Below are 18,885 nucleotides of genomic sequence, written 5' to 3' on the forward strand. Positions count from 1 at the left end.
TCTTCTCCAGACCGGCATGATTGGAGCCGGAAATCAACTCGTTCTTGCTCTTGCTGGCAAGCGTGAGATCGAGCTTGCCGAACGTATGCGAGAACGCGGCGGCATCGATGCCCGTATCCCGGCTCAGATTGATCCTGACGTTCTTCAGCACGACATTCGCAGGCACACCCTTAACCGGCGTGACGACGATCCGATCCTTCGTCGCGGCTGAATCCGCCGACGACGGGTTACGCAATCTGCCGCGCAGCGTTACCGTGAGCGTCGTATCCGCAGACCGCGGATGAATCACCAGCACACCCGTCGATGACGCATCGTCTGCGGACGGTGCCACGACATGATAATCGGCGTTCTTCCCCAGCTTCGCCACCGGCCACCACAAAATCAACCGGAGAGACCGACACCACACGAATCGGATACGTATCCTTGTCGTTGCCGTCGTTGGCGATGACATCGCAATCATCGGCCGGAGCTACGCCATACACCGTGTTCTTCGGCAACGCATCCGCAGACGCATCGGCGAAATAGCCACCAGTGATCGACACGGAGGCGTCAGCAGCGAAATATCCGGAACCGATCGCGCTATAACCGGAAGCCGATATGTGTCCGCCGGTAATCCTGATATCCGAACCAGCACGCTGTTCGCCACCGCCAATACCAGCACCCCACGCATCGTAGGTACTCGCGGATGACTGGGCAGTCACCACACCACCATCAACCGCAATATGCGAGCCCACGCCGTAGGCACCGCCACCAATGCCGGCACCAAACGCGTATCGACCGGCATAGGATTGGGCGTTCACCACACCACCAACGATCGTGATATACGAGCCAGCACCGTATGAGCCGCCGCCAATGCCGGCACCCTGGCTGCTGCTGTATGCGCCGCCGTATGACTGAGCGGTAATCACGCCGCCCGCGACCGTAATATATGAGCTTCCGCTATCTTTGCCGCCGCCGATACCAGCACCATTGGTATTCGACTGTGCGATCAACGTACCCCAGTCGGCCTTGCTGGAACCTTCCGACGTGATGGTCAGGGCGAAAGCTTCCGAAGGCTTACCGTCGATATCGTTCTTCTCCAGACCGGCATGATTGGAACCGGAAATCAGCTTGCTCTCACTCTTGCTGGCGAGCGTGAGATTCAGCTTGCCGGACATGTGCGCGAACGCGGCGGCGTCGATATTCGTATCCTTACTCAGATTGATCTTCACGTTCTTCAACACGACGTTCGCTGGTACACCGGCGACCGGCGTCACGACGATACGATCTTTCGTCGCAGTCGAATCCGCCGTGGACTGATGCCGCAACGAACCTGCCATCGACACCGTCAACGTGACCGATTCAGTCGACGGGTGCAACGTGAGCACACCGGACTGAGCAGTGTCGGTGTTCGGCGTGTACTCATAATCCTTGCCGTACTCGCCACCGGCCACCACAAAATCCATCGACTGTTCCTCGGCGACGGTGTCGGCGGCGGATTGGGGTGCGGCGTCGTTCAGCCGGGATTCAGTATTAATGAATGAAACAACGGATTCGTCGTCACGCTGTGACGACTGTGTCGACTCAGTAACCGATTCAACAGTCATGTCGCCCGCCGTTTGATCGGCAACCGCGACAGGGACCGTAAACAGGACGCAAGACATAGCTACGGTCGCCAACGCAGCGACACCACGGCTGAACCAATGCTGCGAGTTCTTCATCGAACGTCCCTTCCCTATAAGTTCGTTCGGAACACAGCAGAAGCGTACCGACCGACGCACATAGCGTCTGTCGGACTCCTCAACTAGCAAGCCCAGCAGACACTTTTTCAACCTAACATCGATTAAAGGGACAGACAAACTTTCCATGCCCCTACTGCACGAACGCGGCGCGGCATGACATGAATGACGGCCGCGGCATCACACTGCGCGCGATACTGTTGCCTGTGATTTTGAAGCCTCAAGCGCTCGCATCTGAACATATCTTGCAGTTCTAGGTACTTTTGGCATGTACACGGAGGAAAAGCCCTTGGATGCGGAACTTCTCATCGTTGCAATTCCGCCATTTTGCAACATCAAAAGTACAGCGAGAACCGCTCATATTCGCCGAATATCAGCCACAGGAACGCAGCCATCTGGTCAATGCGAACATCAGTCATCACAGCCGTCAACACCAGCGGAATCTCGAACGTGCGCATCGCCTCGCCGCGCAACAGCAAACGCAGTCCGCACCGCCGACAACTTACGTTGCGACACCGGCAGCATCGTGCCGTCCACCAGTCGCACATCCTCACCGACCGCACGCACATACAGTGCGTTCACCACGACTCCACGGCGAACCTGTATAAAACCAGCCGAATCAAACAGTCCAAATCGTTCGCAAAACGCCCCCACTCCCAGATGCACAGTGCATGAACCGCCGTCGGCCGTGTGAATCACCGTATTATGACCGTCCGATTCCGCATATGTGACATCGAACAGCAGGAACCGACGCACCACACTATTTACATCCTGAACCTGAATCTCACGGCGATACTGCTTCTGCTCAGCCATCAGCGACATCGTGCGCGACGTATCACCCGCCATCTGATTTGGGAAACGCTCGCCGGGAGCGGACGCGCGTAGCGGATTCGACAAATGCCAGTGAATAAGCCGCCAGCCGTCGCCGCAGATGGGGGCGTGGTCGCGCGAGTCGTGAGCGGGCGTGGGCTGCTTGTCGGGCGTCGGCTTACGCCACACGACCGTAAACCGTTGCATGTCCGCAAACACCATCTCCTGACCGGGCGCGATGTACGCCTCGTACTGGCCCATCACTATCACCATCTCGTCGGTTTGGGCGATCTGTTCATACACTTCGTTGATGAATACCAGATCCGGTACTGCAGCGGCATTGATAATGATGTCTTCCACGCAAATGCGATACTGCTCCGGTTGAGCGCCGATTCCTGCAAAATCAGCCGCGAAACGATTATGCAGCCATGCGCCGTCGCCCATGTAAAACCGGTGGATAAGTTCACGGGTCAAACATTCAGCTTCCGACAACTCGCGCTGCGGCATGGCACACACCTTCCAGGTCCTCCTACGTCTTTCAGAGTGCTTGAATACTTATGTTTGGAAGGCTACGCGCGGCTTATGTTCGCGCATCGCTGCACACGCTGCGCGTGCAAAGCTTGCGATCTCCACACAGCATGGCACGGACGCAAGAATGGAGATGCCCACCACTATCGATTGTGGCGAATGCGCAGCCTCGACACACACGCCTGAGCACGAATGGCGGCTCTGGCGACACGAATAGCACTAGACGGAGGACGGCAGCAACATCACCGTCGCTGTACTACGTTCACCACACACGTACGCGCGGTGAACCGATACTCAGGCTGCGCGGCGAGTGGCGATCGCGTCGGCGAGCGTGTGCAGCAACTGTTCGGTACGATCCCACGGCACGCACGAATCGGTGACCGACTGACCGTAGACGAGCTGGTCGAGCGGCGCCGGCTTTTGATGACCAGCGACGAGGAAGCTTTCCATCATTACGCCGAGAATGCCGGGTTCCCCCGCCGCCACGCGCGCGGCGATGTTCTCGACCACGTCGGCCTCGACCTTCTCGTCCTTGCCGCAGTTGCCGTGCGCCGCGTCGATGATCAGGCCGTGCTCGCTTGGGCCGGATGCCTTCGACTTCTTCAAAGCCGCGAGCGCCGCCGCCACGGATGCCGCATCATAGTTCGGCCCGTGGCTCGAACCGCGCAGCACAAGATGGCAGTCGGGATTGCCTTTGGTTTCAGCGGAGATGACGCGGCCATCGAGATTGATCGACAGGAAATGATGCTCGAATGCGGCCGCATAGCACGAGTCGGCCGCCGGTTTGATCGACCCGTCGGTCGCGTTCTTGAATCCGACCGGCATCGAGAGGCCACTGGCCAGCTCGCGATGCACCTGACTTTCGGTGTTGCGCGCGCCGATCGCACCCCAGCTAATCAGATCACAAATATACTGCGGGGTGATCGGATCAAGCCATTCGGTCGCCGTCGGCAGACCGAGCGACAGCACGTCGGTGAGGACCTTGCGCGCCAGCCACATGCCTTTGCGGATATCGAAGCGACCGTCGAGATCAGGATCGTTGATGAGACCCTTCCAGCCGATCGTGGTGCGCGGCTTTTCGAAATACACGCGCATGACGATCAGCAGCCGGTCATTCAGCTCCTTATTCACTGCGGCGAGTTTGGTTGCGTACTCGTGCGCGGCTTTCGGATCGTGAATCGAGCACGGGCCGACGATGACCAGCAGACGATCGTCGCGGCCATGCAGCACGTCGCGAATCTCCTGACGCGAGCGCAGCACCAGATCGCTCATCTCGTCGGTCAGCGGAAGCTCCTTGAGAAAATAGCGCGGGGCCGGAATCGGGTCAAGCTGACGGATGTTGACATCCACCGTTTCCGGGAACACGGCGTTCTTGCTCAATCGACGCTCATCCTCGGAACTGTCCGGACCGCGAAGACCTGCCATGCGTCGTTCCTCCTCTCGCATCGTGGCTCATCTCGTTGCACTGCGCGCGCGTTTAAGCGCGTGACTGCGCATGTGCGCGCAACATGTGTGTGCAGCGCGCATGCACGTTGCGCGCGCCGCACACGATACCGGACACAGCATAGTCATTGCATTGGAGGAGCCGTCGATAACGTCCGATTGCTGGAGCACGATTGCTGGAGCACCTGACCAGACTACGTCTGTCATTGCGTCCGATCTGGCCCGACAGAGCCGCATCAGACAGAGCGGAACTGGACAAAACGGAACTGAGCAGAACCGCGCTCGACAGAACCACTCCTCCCGGCAGCGTACCTCCCAGTAGCGCAAGATTTTCTCGAAATAAACAGCCATTTCGAGATTATCTTGCGCTAAGCCACTTGATTACGCAAGATATTCTCGAACTCAAGGAGGATTTCGAGAAAATCTTGCGCCGGGAGCCTCGCAGCGCAAGATAATCTCGGAATCAAGACAAAACCCGAGATTATCTTGCGCTGAGTGCTGGATGCCTTGACTGCCGGGTGCCTTGACTGCGCAAGATATTCTCGAACTCAAGGAGGATTTCGAGAAAATCTTGCGCCGGGAGCCTCGCAGCGCAGCCTCGCAGCGCAAGAAAATCTCGGAATCAAGGTTCTTCCCGAGAAAACCTTGCGCTGGCAACCTGCGCCGAACTGAGCCAGCACCGGGAACCTTGGTTGCGCATGTTTTTCTCGAGATAAACGGCCATTTCGAGATTTCCTTGCGCTAAGCCACTTGATTACGCAAGATATTCTCGAACTCAAGGAGGATTTCGAGAAAACCTTGCGCTGGGCGAGACTGCACAGGACGAGACTGCACTGGACGAGACTGCACAGGACGAGACGGCGCGGCGAGATGTATCGGGCGAGGTCGGAGCGGCGAGATGCGAGGAGCGAGACAGCGTTGCGCGACATGTCATACGTTTGCTGCCATGCGCTTGTCACGCGACGATGAAAACGGCGTTTTTTGCATCGCGTGACAACTCAGTCTGCCACGCGACGCGTTTTCGTGCGTTTTCTGCGTCGCGTGACAGATCACAGCAGCCAAACATGCCGATCAGACACATGCCGATCAGTCCCTTCATTGGCGAACCGACCGCACGTCAGGCGCATGCTACATAGCCAATGCATCTGCAACAGCGGACTGCCTACGGCAGACTCAATCCCACCTTCGGCGTACCGGCCGGCCTATCGGCCGGGAAGGCGGGAAAACAGCCCACCGGACTGTTTTCTTAATCCGCCTTCTCGCGTATTGGCCGGCGCATGCTTCGCATGCTACTTGGCCAATGCAACTGCAACAGCGGACTGCCTACGGCAGACTCAATCCCACCTTCGGCGTACCGGCCGGCCTATCGGCCGGCCGCCGGACCTACAGACAGCCCACCGGGCTGTCTGCTTAACGGTCCGTCGCCTCAGGCGCTCTTGCGTGATATCGGCATCAGCCGATATCACGCAAGAGCTAGCCGGCCTGACGGCCGGGAAGGCGGGAAAACAGCCCACCGGGCTGTTTTCTTGATCCGCCTTCTCGCGTATTGGCCGGCGCATGCTTCGCATGCTACTTGGCCAATGCGCCCATCGGATCCCACGCCGGGAGCATGGTGGCGGGCTCGGAGAGGGCGGCCTGGTATTCGGCGGGGAGGAGGGCCTTGGGGACGGCGACTTCGTAGACGTATTCGGTGAACCAGTCGTCGGACATCGTGAAGTAGCCCTTGTCGGCGATCTTGTCGCCCCACGAGTTCTCCACGCGCCAACGACGAGTCGTCTTGCCATCATCGGCGACATCCACGCCGACGAACGCCATCGCATGGTTCATCGCGGAATCGCCATAGCGCACGCGCGCCTCCTTGTCGAGGTCGAAGTCCACGCCGTACACGCTGCCGTACTCGAACAGGTCGGTCGCCCACGCGCCGTTCTCACGATCCATGAACGGACCGCAGTCGGCGCCGAACCACACCGGAATGCCCTGCTCGACGAGAATCTGACGCACGCAATCCTTCATGAACTGGTTCGGCACGTTGAGATACTCGGTCGCATCTCCCCCGGCCACATTGCCCAGATGCTCGATGCCGATCTTCTTGCCCTTCGCATGCTCGCGACGCGGATCGTCAACCAGGCAGACGTAGCTTTCCAGGTCAGCCGGACCGACATACTTCTTCCAAAACTCAACCGGCGTGATCTCGCCGTCGCGGTGGAACTCGCCATCCTTGTCGGTCCACTCCCAGTCAAACGAAACCGGCGGCTCACCCAGATGAATCGTCAGAATACGATGGCCGGCCGCAGTCGCATCGGCCACGATCTGCGCGGTCTTCGCCTCGTCGCCGGCAGCCTCGAACAGGTGCGCGACCGCCGTGTGCAGCATGTGACGCAGCTGCGAGTTCATCGCACCCGTGTTCTTCGAGGACTCGGTCTCCGGGAACAGGTCCTTCGGCACCGCGCCGTACTTCTTGTACACGTTCATCGCCATCGTCCACTGGCCGCCGTCACCCATCACGTCGGCAAGCAGATGCTGGATCAGACGCGAATCGTTCGGCTCGCCGGCCGCCACGAGCGCGGCCACGTCCTTGAGGAAGTAGTTGACGCGCTCCAGCTTGTCGTAGTACATCGCATAGTTCTGCGAGAACTCGAACTCCTTGAGACCAAGGTTCTTCTTGGCGACGAAGCGTGCCACGTTCAGCGAGCTGAACAGCCAGCAGCGGCCGGAACGGTTCTGGTTCGTGACCTCGCCATTGTCGACGGTGGTCGAGAATCGACGCTGCAGCAGACGCGCACGATCATAGTTGCGAGCCACCTTCTCGATGCCGGCCATCGTGACCGCGTTCATCGCGAGACGATTCGTCGCGTTGCCATCAAACTCGTCACGCAGCGATGCGAGAGCCGCGTCGCTCAACGGCGTGATTGCACTCATAGTGCCTCCTCGAACAGCCGGCCCCTGCGGACCGGCGTGGACCAATATCCAATAATCAATGTGCATGCAAGGTGCACTGTCGCACTGCGGTGACCGCGCAAAGCGGCCATGCGGCGCCGATCAGACGATGCCGCATAGTCGCAAACCGCGGTCAACACAACAGACCCCGGCACGCGCCACCATGGATGGTGGCTGTGCCGGGGTCTGTCATGCGACAAACGCTACCAGTCTACTACGCTCCTGCGCGCTGGTCGCCGAGTCCGCGCGCTGGTTGCCGATTCACTGGTTGCCGATGCGCCGGTTGTCGATGCGCCGGTTGACGGATCAGCGCGCGTCCGGTTCGCCAGCCTGCTGCGCGGCGGCAGGCTGCTGTGCGGCGGCAGCGGAGGATTCAGCCGACGCAGCAGCGGTTTCCTCGGAATCCGCATGTACGGCATCGGCAGCGACAGCATCGGATGCGGCCACTTCGGACGGTTCGTCCGCGGCAGCGGCCACAGCGGCCTGCTGCGCGGCAACAGGAGCCGCGGCCGGTGCAGCCGGTGCAGCCGCGGCCTGTGCAGGCATCGGCACCGGAGCGGACACCGGCAGATGATCGATCGGCGAGGATGCAGGAGCCGGCGCAGTACCCGACGCAGCCGACGCAGCCGACGCAGCCGCGCCAGCGCCATCAGCCCCGGTACCGAACCCGAAGCCGCTGAACGCCTTGGAGAACATCGTGCGCAGTTCGCTGACGCGCTGTGTGATCTCCGCCTCGCGCTGCTGAAGCTGCTCGATATGCTGGTTCAGCCCGTCGATCTCCGACTTGGCGGCATCGCGACGCTGCTGGATCTGCGCGTCGGCCTCCTCGCCGGCCTTGCGGATGAGCTGCGTGGCCTGCCCGTCGGCCTCCTGACGCTTGGCGGACGCATAGGCGTCGGCCTCCTCGCGCACGTTCTTGGCCTGGGAGATGAGCTGATCGGCCTCCTGCTTGGCGGCCGCGCGACGCTCCTCCAAGTGGGCGAGCAGCGCGTCGACCTTCTTCGTGGCCTCATCCTGCTGCGCGGCGATGTCGGCGCGAATCTGCTCGACCTCGGCGCTGACCTGGCTCATCGTCTTCGTGCGGCGCACCTCGGCCTCGTCGGTGATCTCCTGCGCCTTGGCATTGGCGGCATCGGTGATCTCACCGGCCTTGCGACGAGCGTCGGTCAGCATCTTCGACACCTGTTCGCGCACGTCGGACAGCTTCTTGTTCGCCTCGGCGAGCGCCGCCTCGATCTGATCGCTGGTCTCGCTCTTGAGGCGGGTGATCTCCTCGTTCGCGCTCTTGCGCAGCTCGGCGACCTTCGCCGTGGCCTGCGCGCGCATGTCGGCGATCTGACGCTCCTGCGCGGCGCGCTCGGAGGCAAGACGCTTGTTGTGCTCCTCGCGCGAATTGCTCAGCTCCAGATCGACGGTCTGGCGCTGCTCGGACACGGTCTTGGCGGTTTCGGCGCGCAGCTGGGCGGCATCCTCCTGCGCGGCCGTGGTAACGGTATCCGCCTCGTTCTTCGCATTGCCGATGATGGTGGCGGCCTTGGCGTTGGCATCGTCGATGATGTGGCGCGCGTCGAGCTTGGCGTTGTTGATCAGCGTGGCGGCCTGCGCCTTGGCGGTGGCACGCGTGGCGGCGGCATCCTGCTTGGCGCGATTGAGCAGCTCGGCGCTGGTCTGCTCGGCGGATGCGAGCATCTGCTGGGCGTTGGCACCCAGCGACGCGAAGGTATTGTTGGCCGGAGCGGCCTTCTTGCGACGCTCCTCCTGAAGCTGGGCCTGCAACGCGAGCTTCTGCTCGTCGTCGCGCTGGATCTGCTCACGCAGCGACTGCAGCGTCTCCTGCGCCGCCCTGAACGCATTGTCGACCTTCTCCTTGTCGTAGCCGCGCAGCACGACCGGAAAACGATCCGCCATGATATGTCCTTTCAACCATCAAATCACACCCCGAGCCTGATAAGGCACACGATGAACTCTAGCGCAAACAGCGGGCGGCGCACGCCGACCTTCGCAATCCGCACACAAGATGCAAGACGTGTTCGATTCTCCGCGGCTTCGCGGCGGCGATTCAGACGAGACACACCGATGGAGCCGACAATCCGATCATCAAACCAGCCGTCGAATCAGGCATTGCATCAGCCGGCAAGCCAACCCAGCGGAGCCGCCGGCGACGCAGCCAGACGGTCAGCCGGTCAACCAACCGAACAATCAGCCAAACAGTCAACCAAACAGTCAATCAGTCAATAAGAATGTCGCCGGACGACGGCTCCAGATAGTAGCGAACCGTCTCGCCGACCACGTCGCGGCCGGCCGCGATCAGCTGTTCCAGCGACAGTCCGTGACGGAACTTGTCATGATGATCGATCAGCGGCAGGCTTACGAAGCCGCTGAGCACGCGCTGCTGGGTGGACGTCCATTCCATCAGACGGTAGAACAGCGAATTGCATACGAATGTGCCGGCATCCGAACTGAGCGACGCGGCGATATGGTCGCGTGTGAAATCCTTGAGAATCGCGCGCAGCGGCAGTCGCGTCCAGTACGCGGCCGGCCCGTCCGGATTGATCGGCGTGCGTCGTGCCACCACGTTCTCGGCATCGGGCCTCGGCGAATCCATGAGATTGGTGGCGCACCGCTCAAGCATCACGCCGCGGGCCGTGTGCTTGAGACCGGTGGCGATCACGATGTCCGGCTTGGCGGCGTCGATCGCCTCGCGCAGCGTGGGCCACGCCTTACCGAAGCTCACAGGAATGCTGACCGCGTGCACGTTCACTCGCACATCATCGAACACGCCGTCCGCATCCGCGTCCGCGCCCACGCGCGCAAGATCGACACCCCGCTCGACCAGCGCCTTCGGCACTTCAACGGCGGGGTTCACGTTGACGCCATCATAATGGTCGAATCCGGAAATCACCACATTGAGCTGCTGCATGACTCCAGTCTACCGTGCAGCAGTCAGCGATCGATCGCGCGGCGAGGCTGCCAAACCGCACAATTGCCGGACCGCACAATTGCACAGGGGAACTTCGTGAAGCTAGCGTCAGGATGCCACCGAGACCACTGAAACGCCTCGTTAGCCGTCACTTAGCGCAAGGAATTCTCGGGGAAAACGGCCATCTCGTAGAATCCTTGCGCTAAGGGGGTCGTTAGCGCAAGGATTTCTCGGAAAGAAGGGGAACTTCGTAAAATCCTTGCGCTGGGACAGGGCTTAGCGCAAGGATTCTACGAACTCAAGGCAAATCCCGAAAAATACTTGCGCTTATGTAGCCGATACCATGTAGCCGATACCGCGCCGCTATCAGGAAGCCTTCGCGGAGACTTCGGGAAGACTTCGCGGAGACTTCGGGAATGCACCGGGGCTGCAACGGCACGGCACAGGCGAGAAGCGCTACCGGCCGCGGGTCTGGGTGCGGGCCTGTGCGAAGAGGGCGTGCATGCGAGCGCGAACCTCCTCCTTGGTGAGCGGTCGATCATCATCAGATTCAGCAGCATCAACGACATCGGCGCCACCGCCGATCCCAGCTTCGCCGCCAAATCCGATACCGCCATCGACACCGGCACCGCCACCAACACCATCAGCCCCACTGCCACCGGCGCGCTGCGCGGCAATGCGTTCGGCGATGGGCAGATCGGCGCGCGTGGTGATCTTGAGATTCGTCTCGCTGCCGGCAACGATCGCAACCGGCGTATCGGGCATATAGTCCACGACGACGCGCGTATCGTCGGTCGGATGGAAATCCGGGTCACCCGCGGCGAGGTCATAGGCATGACGAATCGTCTCGAACCGAAACGCCTGCGGGGTCTGCGCACGAAACATGGCAGCCCGATCCGGCACGGATTCAATGACCTTGCGATCGCCCAGATCGCGGGTCAGCAGCATCGTATCGGTCGATGCGCACGCCACGGTGGCCGCGTCGAACTGGTCGAGCGCATCCACGCACCCACGGATCGACGACTGCGCGACGAACGGACGCACCGCATCATGAATCAGCAGCTTCGCATGCGGCGGAATCCCCGCATCAGCAAGCGCCTGCAGCGCGCACGCCGTGCTGTCGACCCTCTCCGAGCCGCCGTCGATGATCATGCGCACCTTCGGATAACCGGCCTCATCGACCAGCCGCTCCACTTCGCCGCGCACCTGCGGGTTGACGACGACGAGAATGTCGGTGACCGCGTCGCACGACTCGAACGCCTCGATGCTCCAGCAGACGATCGGCTTGCTGGCAATGCTCACCAGCTGCTTGGGGTTGGCCGGGTCGAAGCGCGTGCCGAAACCTGCCGCCAGCACAACCGCGACGACCGGGGTCGGCATGGAAGCCGCCGTCTGGCGGGGCGTCTCAGCGGCGTTCGGCTGGACGGGCTCGTTGGATTCCTGCTCTCTCATGCTCATATGATCACCGTAATCATGGATGTGTTGCCTGTGACACATATCACAGGGGTTCTGCACGGAACTTTTGCGCCGTGACGGGGGCGACTTGGCCTCTCGACAGCTGCTCGGCACCGCTTATGCCGCCTATCTCGAAACTGAGAGGCTGTTTTCAGATCCTACGGCAGTCTATCTCAAAACTGAGAGGCTACGACGCAGCGAGACGGGCACGGAGTCAAGCCAAAAACGGCTCAACGACCATAGCGTATCAGCCCCTGACAGCCTCTCAGTTTCGAGATAGACTGCCGCAAACAACTAAAACAGCCTCTCAGTTTCGAGATAGCGATCGAGATAGCGTTGTGAGGTAGCGGTGACATCCGATATTGAAAGCACAAACCAGCCGACGCTCCACCGACACCCAGCCGGCACGCCGCCGCCGCTACGCTAGCGCTCGGAGCGCATGATGAGCGCGAGCATGCGCCCTTCGCGCTTCTTGCCGGCGAGCGCGGCGCGGCGATGCGAGTACCACAGCGGGTTCTCCAACGTGCACATGCTGTGCTGCAGCGCGTCAAGCCGTTCGGCAAGCGCCGGCCCCTCGCCGTCGCTCTCGCATAGCGAGGCCAGCTCGGCGTCATGGTCGAGGTATTGCGTGGCGGCGGCGACGCGCGGCCGCGAATCGACCACATGGTTGACGCCGGCGAACGCAAGATCGATCATGGCCGCTTCGGCGATGTCGATGCCGGCTCCCCCGAAGCGCGTGATGGTGCGGGTCAGTGGGAATCGGTTCTGGAACGATTCGGCGATCTCGTCACCCACCTCGTAGCAGTCGCCGCAGATGCGCGGGCCGAGCGTGGCGACGATCCGTTCGCGGACCGCGCCTTTGGCGACCATCAGATCGACGGTTTCGCCGATCACGCCGCGCTCCAGTCCACGCCGTCCGCAGTGGGCCGCGCCGATCACGCCCGACTCGGCATCGGCGAACAGGACCGGCAGGCAGTCGGCGGCGAACATGCCGAGCGCCACGCCGGTGCGGGTGGTCACCTGACCGTCCGCTTCGACAACGGTCGCCTGCGGCTGTTCGCCGCCAGCGTCGGCCACGACCTCGCCGGGGGTGCCGGAGACATCGAATCCGAACGGCGTGTTGAGATGCCACGAATCGTCCACGTCGACGGCCACTGCGGAATGCACCTGGCTGACCAGCGACAGACCGCAGCCGATCTGCTTGGCGAGCGCCACACGATTGGCGAGAATCGCATGCGGATCGTCGCCGGATTTGCCGCCGAGATTGCAGTCGCCGAAGTCGCCGGTGCTGATGCCGCCTAGGCGGGTGGTGTAGACGACCGTCACGCCGGGCGCGAGCGCGATCGGAATCGTCACCGGGATCGGATTGCCGGTCTCGTCGGTCGGACTGATCGCGTTGCTGTCGAGGATGGCATCGTCGTATGCGCCTTGCGGCTGGTCATTCTGCTCTGTACTCATGCCCCCTACTGTAGCCGACCTACCAAATCGGCATCAGCGAAACTCTTGCCGCTACACATACCAGACCAATAGAAAAGCGCTGAATATAGTGGATTTACGATATGGCAGCAATAACGAAACGGCTCAGGTACGGAACGCTGTCTGCCGTCCTTTTATAACCGCGTTTAGAACCGCGTTCGCCGAGTCCTTCTTGCCGAATACTGTGATCTCATGAGAGTATGTGGTTTGCTCCCCCTGCGGGCGCGTGTTCCGTCCCTGCTGGTTCGTTATGCCTGCGCGCAGGGTGCGCAAACCAGCGCCTACATGATGTTCGCCGCGGGTATCGCCTTTGTCGGTGCCGACGAGTCCGACACCCGCGGTCTGGCGTTCACGCTGTGCGCCCGCACCTTGCCGACGTTGATCATGGCATTTGTCGGAGGCGTGCTCGCAGACCGCTGGGATCGCAGAACGACGGCATCTTTGACGCTGGCCACCGTCACTGCCTCATATTTTGTGACGGCCCCGCTGGTGGCTTTTGGTGGCGGGCTCGGCTGGCCGGTACAGCTGCTGTCGTTGGCGAGCGGGTTCGTGTCAGCGTTCGGTACGCCGTCCCTGTATGCCCTGCTGCCGTCGCTCGTGGAGGACGACAATCTGGTGCGCGCCAATGCGCTAGTGCGTTTCTTCCGCAATGCCGCAGCGGTTGCCGGCCCACTGCTCGGCGCATTGATCGCCGCGAACCTCGGTACTACCGCGACTTTTGTCGCAGCTGGAATCAGCGGCATGATCGCGACGGCACTGATGGCATCGCTCAAGATCGCCGACGAAAAGGGCGGGCCATCACCAGAGAACAATCCGGTAAGCCGCGACGATGCTCACGACTCAGACCTGCACTCGACATTGCGCGGAGTTTGCGGAGTGCTTCACCAGTATCGGTGGCTTGCGGTGGGAATCCCGTTCTGGGCCGTGTTCCTTGCGGTGCAGTCCGGCGCGGCAGACGTGACGCTGCCGTTCGTTGTGATACGCGCGACCGGCAAATACGCATGGTCGCTCATGGCATCGGCGTTATCGATCGGATATGTGCTGGGCAGCCTAGTGTCGCTGCGTCTGCGTTCACCCCGGCGCGCGTTGACCGGCTCCATGGCGTGGGCCGTGTTGTCGGCCGTACAGCTGATCGCACCGGCGGTGACCAATGAGCCACTGACTTGGATCGTGGTCTCGGTCGTTGCCGGCATCGGTCTGGAGATTTCCGGCGTGTTATGGGGTAGTCTTCTGCAGTCACAGGTCGACAACCGCCATCTCGGACGGGTGTCGTCGTTGGATTATGCGGTGAGTTTTGGTCTGATCCCATTCGCCTACGCGGCCTATGGCATGCTCGGCATCGTGTTCGACGGCCGAGCGGTGCTGCTGTGGTCTGCCGTCGTGATGATCGCACTGGGACTGGTTGCAATGCCGTTTGCCGCCACCTGCGAACGCCGCACTGCACAAACGCAAGCCGACTGAGCTACTGAACGACTACAGAACGACAATGCAAAAAACAGCCACAAAAAGCAGCACGAAAAGATGTTAATGCGGTTACTTTATTATATGAGATACGGATATCAAGGATTACGCAATATAGATTTAGGAAATATAAACCTTCAAAACGATTCTTCAAAACGATACCAGTCTGTATGCATGGTCTCAATCAATAAGTAGGCAATACGATCTCGATTGGAGTTTGTCTTTTGGAACGCAATGGCTTTGACATCGACATCGACATGCATGGCGTTACCATGCGCTACGGCGACAAAACCGCGCTTACCGACATCACCGTCAATCTGAAGGCCGGGCGTATCGTGGGATTGCTCGGCGAGAACGGCGCTGGAAAATCGACGTTCATTCATCTTGTCGCGGGCGTGCTTGCACCGTCACAGGGTGATGTGTCTGTGTCCGACGCGCGCGTAGGCTGGTGCTCGCAGCGACTGATGATCGACTGGTTCGTCTCCGGGCGCGCGAACATCTGGATGGGCGCGTGCATGGCCGGACTCAAGGGGCGGCAGGCGCAGGAGCGCACGGATTGGGCGATCGACACCGTGGGGCTGAACGACGCCCCGCTTGACAAAACCCCAGAGCTGCTGTCCGGCGGACAGCAGCAACGTCTGATGATCGCCCGGGTTCTGGCGATGGACGCGTCCATACTGCTGCTCGACGAGCCGACCGTGGGACTTGATGTGACGAGCATCGACCGGCTCGGACGTGTTCTGGCCGCCAAGCGCGACGAGGGAAAACTGATTGTCATATCCTCGCATGACTTCGCCGCCGTAGAGGACATCGTAGACGACGTGCTGCTGCTCGACAACGGCAGCATCATGTTCTACGGCGCAAAGGATGAGTTCATCCGCCACTTCGCCCAAGAGGAACAGCTGGACATCACGATCGCGCCGGGCCCGGGCCATATCGACGAATCAATGCTTCCCGACCGGTACCGGCTCACCGTTGACGGCACGCATCTGAGCGTACGACAGCCCACGGGCTCGCCGTTGGGCCCGTTGTTCGAGATCCTCGAACGAGAAGGCATGGTCATCGAGGATATCGCGCGCAAGGGCGTGACGTTGCGCGATGCGATGAGGACATTCAATGCGCACAAACACGAGCATGATACGCCGGCCGAGTCGGCGGCGGGCCCGGCAGAGAAGACGGCGTGACGGGAATGGAGATTTCAATGAATACACTCACCACAACAACGCGCATACACAGCATGCACCGGCAGCGCCTCGGCTGGACGAGGGCGTTTTCGGTCATGGCGCAGCTGGAATGGCAGGGTGCCGACCTGTGCATGCCGATGCGCTGGATCGCCGCCGCCATCAACCCGCTGGTCTACCTGCTGTTTCTCGGCGTAGGACTGTCCTCCACGCTCGACGACCCGGGATATCTGCGCTTTCTCTTCCCCGGTCTCGTGGTCATGCAGGCGTCGGCGGGCATCAGCCACATCGTGGCGCGCGTCGTCACCGAACGCCGCTGGGGGCTCGCCGCGTACAAACTGCAGGCCGGCGTTCCCGCAGGCGCATATTTCCTTGCGATGATGGTTCCCGGAGCCGTGCTGTACCTCTTTCAGGTATGCGTCATCATCGTCGCCGCCTTCGCCGTCGGACTGCGTCTGTCGGTGCTTGCGATCGTGGTCATCGCATGCGTCGGCCTGGTCGCGATCTGGTTCTGGCAATGCTTCGGATACTGCCTGACCGGTCTGATCAAGGATTATCAGACGCGCAACTTCGTGCTGTCCCTGCTCACGCTACCGCTGACCTTCTCGGCGCCCGTGTTCTACTCGTTTGATTCCGCTCCCGCGCTGCTTCGCGCCGTCGCCCTGTGCAATCCCCTGACCTATCAGGTGAACGTCGCGCGAGCGACGATGTCCGGCAGTATCGATCTCGTATCGATCGCGGTGACGGCCGCGCTCACCTTGATCGTCACCGCCGTAGGCGTGATATCCACCCAGCGCATGCGAACCCTGTCGTTTGAGGGGTGAGCTCACCGACGATGAATCCCGCGGCGGGTGGCGACTGACCGCAGAGAGCGGCGACGGGGCGCGAATGCAGTTCGACTGCAATCCGTATCGGCATGGTTGGCCGATGCCATTAGACTGGTGGGGTGCTTGATGAATCGATGGAAACCCTCGTATCCGCGCCAACGTCCGCGCCGCAGTCATCCGCGACGCAGCCCGCGCCGCAGTCGCCCGCATCGCAGCCCGCATTGCAGCCCACCCTGCCGCCGTCCGGCTTGCCCCGCCGCCGCAAGCCGGAGGTGCTCGCGCCCGCCGGCAACCTGCGCGGATTGAAGACCGCAGTGGATTTCGGCGCAGATGCCGTCTACTGCGGCGGCAAGGCATTTGGCATGCGTTCCGCGCCGAAAAACCTGAGCCTTGAGGACTTCGAGGAGGGCGCGCGTTATGCCCATGAACGCGGTGCCCGCGTGTATGTGACGCTCAACGTGCTGCCGCGCAACAGCGAGGTCGAGGCGATGCGCGAATACATCGGTCAGCTCAAGGACACCGGCATCGACGCGATGATCGTCACCGACATCGGCGTGATGATGATGGCGCATCAGATCGCGCCCGACATCGAGCTGCACGTCTCCACGCAGGCCGGTGTGACGAACTACGGCGCCGCGCAGGCGCTCTACGAGTTCGGCGCCCGTCGCGTGGTGCTTGCGCGCGAAATGGATTTGCAGGCGGTGCGCGACATTCGCGCGCGCATCCCCGACGACATGGATATCGAATGTTTCGTGCACGGCGCGATGTGCATGGCGTTCTCGGGTCGCTGCCTGTTCTCCAACTATCTGACCGGCCGCGACGGCAATCATGGCGAGTGCGCGCAGCCGTGCCGCTGGAAGTATTCGATCGTCGAGGAGAAGCGGCCCGGGCAGTACTACCCGATCGAACAGACCGCGGAGGGCGCGTATTTGTTCAATTCGCAGGACATGTGCATGCTTGATCATCTCGACGATCTGATCGATTCGGGCGCGACGAGCCTGAAGATCGAGGGCCGGTCGAAGTCCGCGTATTACATTGCGGCGATGACGAACGCGTACAAGATCGCCGTGAACGAATACATGGTGCAGCGCGGATTCGAGTCGGCGTCCGGCGAGACGCTGCGACCGTTTACGGATAGGGTGATTCGCGAGGGCGATCCCGACTGGTCGCTTATCGTCGATGATGCGGCCGCACTGCCGGCGGATGCCATCGAGCGCAACGCGGACAAGGCGTTCGCCGGCGTACCCGGCGGCGATATGGGATTGGAGTTCGCAGGTGGCGAATCGGATGCGTCCGAATCGCAGACACCCGAATCGCAGACACAGCCGCAGACAACCGCCGCAGCAACCGCATCTAGCGCAGCCGGAACCGCCGCAGCTACGGCGGACGCAGCCACAACATCCCCCAATGCGGCATCCACAGCGGCAGCCACCGCAGCATCCACCGCAGCAAAGCCGACGATCGACGCGGCCGCGCGCGCGGCGGGCGGCACCCAGCTTGACGAACTGAGCTACAAGGCGCGCTCAGCCCGCCGCAAGTCGAACACCGCGCCCGAGGTGCTGCCGGAGGGCTGGCATCACGCGCGCGTTCGCCCGGCGACGCATGTGTCACTGCCCGACTGGCTGCTGGAGGAACCCGACAAGGTGGCGCACCGCGATTATTCGACCGGATTCTATTATCCGGAGCACAAGGTGAGCCAGAACACCGATCGTTCCGCGTATTTCCGCGCGTGGATGGTGGTCGGCGAAGTGTTGTCGTGGAGTCCGAGCGAGGGCGGGCGCGTCACGATCATGAGCCGCAACAAGATCGAGGCCGGCCAGCAGGTCGAGTTCCTGCTACCCGGACGCCGGCCGTTCGCCTATACGATGCCTGCGGGTGGCTTCCGCGATGCGGACGGCCGCTGGGTGGAGGCGATCAACAATCCGGCGCACGTGTTCTCAATGCCATGCCCCGAGCCGATGCCCGAGAACACGGCGATCCGCTCGCGCACCAAACGCCCCACGCTCAAGGCGGAATAGCTCGCTCGGCGACAAGCCATTTCTTGCTTTCAAATGTGTGTATATATATCGACACGCCGGCGAATTACGCTCATGGTGACCGTCTCGGCAGACCGTCTCAGCGAACGAAAT

The 18,885-nt window shown here is 61.5% G+C and carries 12 protein-coding genes; 4 read left to right on the forward strand and 8 right to left on the reverse strand.

The genetic code is table 11. From position 1 onward, the window contains the following. Positions 1–227: 227 nt before the first annotated feature. From EHS19_RS11420 to EHS19_RS07915, 8 genes are all read right to left on the reverse strand, one after another. A complete protein-coding gene (locus EHS19_RS11420; RefSeq protein ID WP_241677155.1) occupies positions 228–1,847 on the reverse strand; it encodes a carbohydrate-binding domain-containing protein in 1,620 nt (539 codons plus the stop codon). A gap of 282 nt (positions 1,848–2,129) precedes the next feature. Further along, entirely contained in the window at positions 2,130–3,035 is a 906-nt protein-coding gene (locus EHS19_RS07885; protein WP_151917220.1) for a LytTR family DNA-binding domain-containing protein, read from the reverse strand. A 315-nt stretch (positions 3,036–3,350) separates the two neighbouring features. Then, a complete protein-coding gene (locus tag EHS19_RS07890) occupies positions 3,351–4,481 on the reverse strand; it encodes a 3-deoxy-7-phosphoheptulonate synthase (protein ID WP_151917221.1) in 1,131 nt (376 codons plus the stop codon). Between the two features lie 1,587 nt (positions 4,482–6,068). Next, the gene (locus EHS19_RS07895; RefSeq protein ID WP_151917222.1) at positions 6,069–7,418 is read right to left on the reverse strand and encodes a C1 family peptidase; all 1,350 of its coding nucleotides are present in this window, start codon (positions 7,416–7,418) and stop codon (positions 6,069–6,071) included. A gap of 324 nt (positions 7,419–7,742) precedes the next feature. Continuing rightward, positions 7,743–9,344, reverse strand: coding sequence for a cell division protein (locus EHS19_RS07900; protein ID WP_151917223.1), 1,602 nt, complete (start codon positions 9,342–9,344; stop codon positions 7,743–7,745). Between the two features lie 319 nt (positions 9,345–9,663). Beyond that, complete coding sequence (locus EHS19_RS07905; RefSeq protein ID WP_151917224.1) at positions 9,664–10,356, reverse strand: pyroglutamyl-peptidase I; 693 nt, start codon at positions 10,354–10,356, stop codon at positions 9,664–9,666. A 456-nt stretch (positions 10,357–10,812) separates the two neighbouring features. Continuing rightward, on the reverse strand, positions 10,813–11,808 hold the full coding sequence (locus EHS19_RS07910; RefSeq protein ID WP_421745450.1) for an IspD/TarI family cytidylyltransferase: 996 nt from the start codon (positions 11,806–11,808) through the stop codon (positions 10,813–10,815). Between the two features lie 426 nt (positions 11,809–12,234). After that, positions 12,235–13,269, reverse strand: a complete 1,035-nt coding sequence (locus EHS19_RS07915; protein WP_151917225.1) for a purine nucleoside phosphorylase YfiH/LACC1 family protein — start codon at positions 13,267–13,269, stop codon at positions 12,235–12,237. A 210-nt stretch (positions 13,270–13,479) separates the two neighbouring features. Here EHS19_RS07915 and EHS19_RS07920 point away from each other — a divergent pair, with 210 nt between their 5' ends. From EHS19_RS07920 to EHS19_RS07935, 4 genes are all read left to right on the forward strand, one after another. Further along, a complete protein-coding gene (locus EHS19_RS07920; RefSeq protein WP_151917226.1) occupies positions 13,480–14,748 on the forward strand; it encodes an MFS transporter in 1,269 nt (422 codons plus the stop codon). Between the two features lie 224 nt (positions 14,749–14,972). Then, a complete protein-coding gene (locus tag EHS19_RS07925) occupies positions 14,973–15,932 on the forward strand; it encodes an ABC transporter ATP-binding protein (RefSeq protein ID WP_151917227.1) in 960 nt (319 codons plus the stop codon). 17 nt (positions 15,933–15,949) lie between these two features. After that, complete coding sequence (locus tag EHS19_RS07930; protein ID WP_175578378.1) at positions 15,950–16,753, forward strand: ABC transporter permease; 804 nt, start codon at positions 15,950–15,952, stop codon at positions 16,751–16,753. 251 nt (positions 16,754–17,004) lie between these two features. Then, on the forward strand, positions 17,005–18,774 hold the full coding sequence (locus tag EHS19_RS07935; RefSeq protein WP_241677157.1) for a peptidase U32 family protein: 1,770 nt from the start codon (positions 17,005–17,007) through the stop codon (positions 18,772–18,774). Positions 18,775–18,885 lie beyond the last annotated feature (111 nt).

Source organism: Bifidobacterium jacchi (genome assembly GCF_009078285.1).
GTDB classification, from domain to species: Bacteria; Actinomycetota; Actinomycetes; order Actinomycetales; family Bifidobacteriaceae; genus Bifidobacterium; species Bifidobacterium jacchi.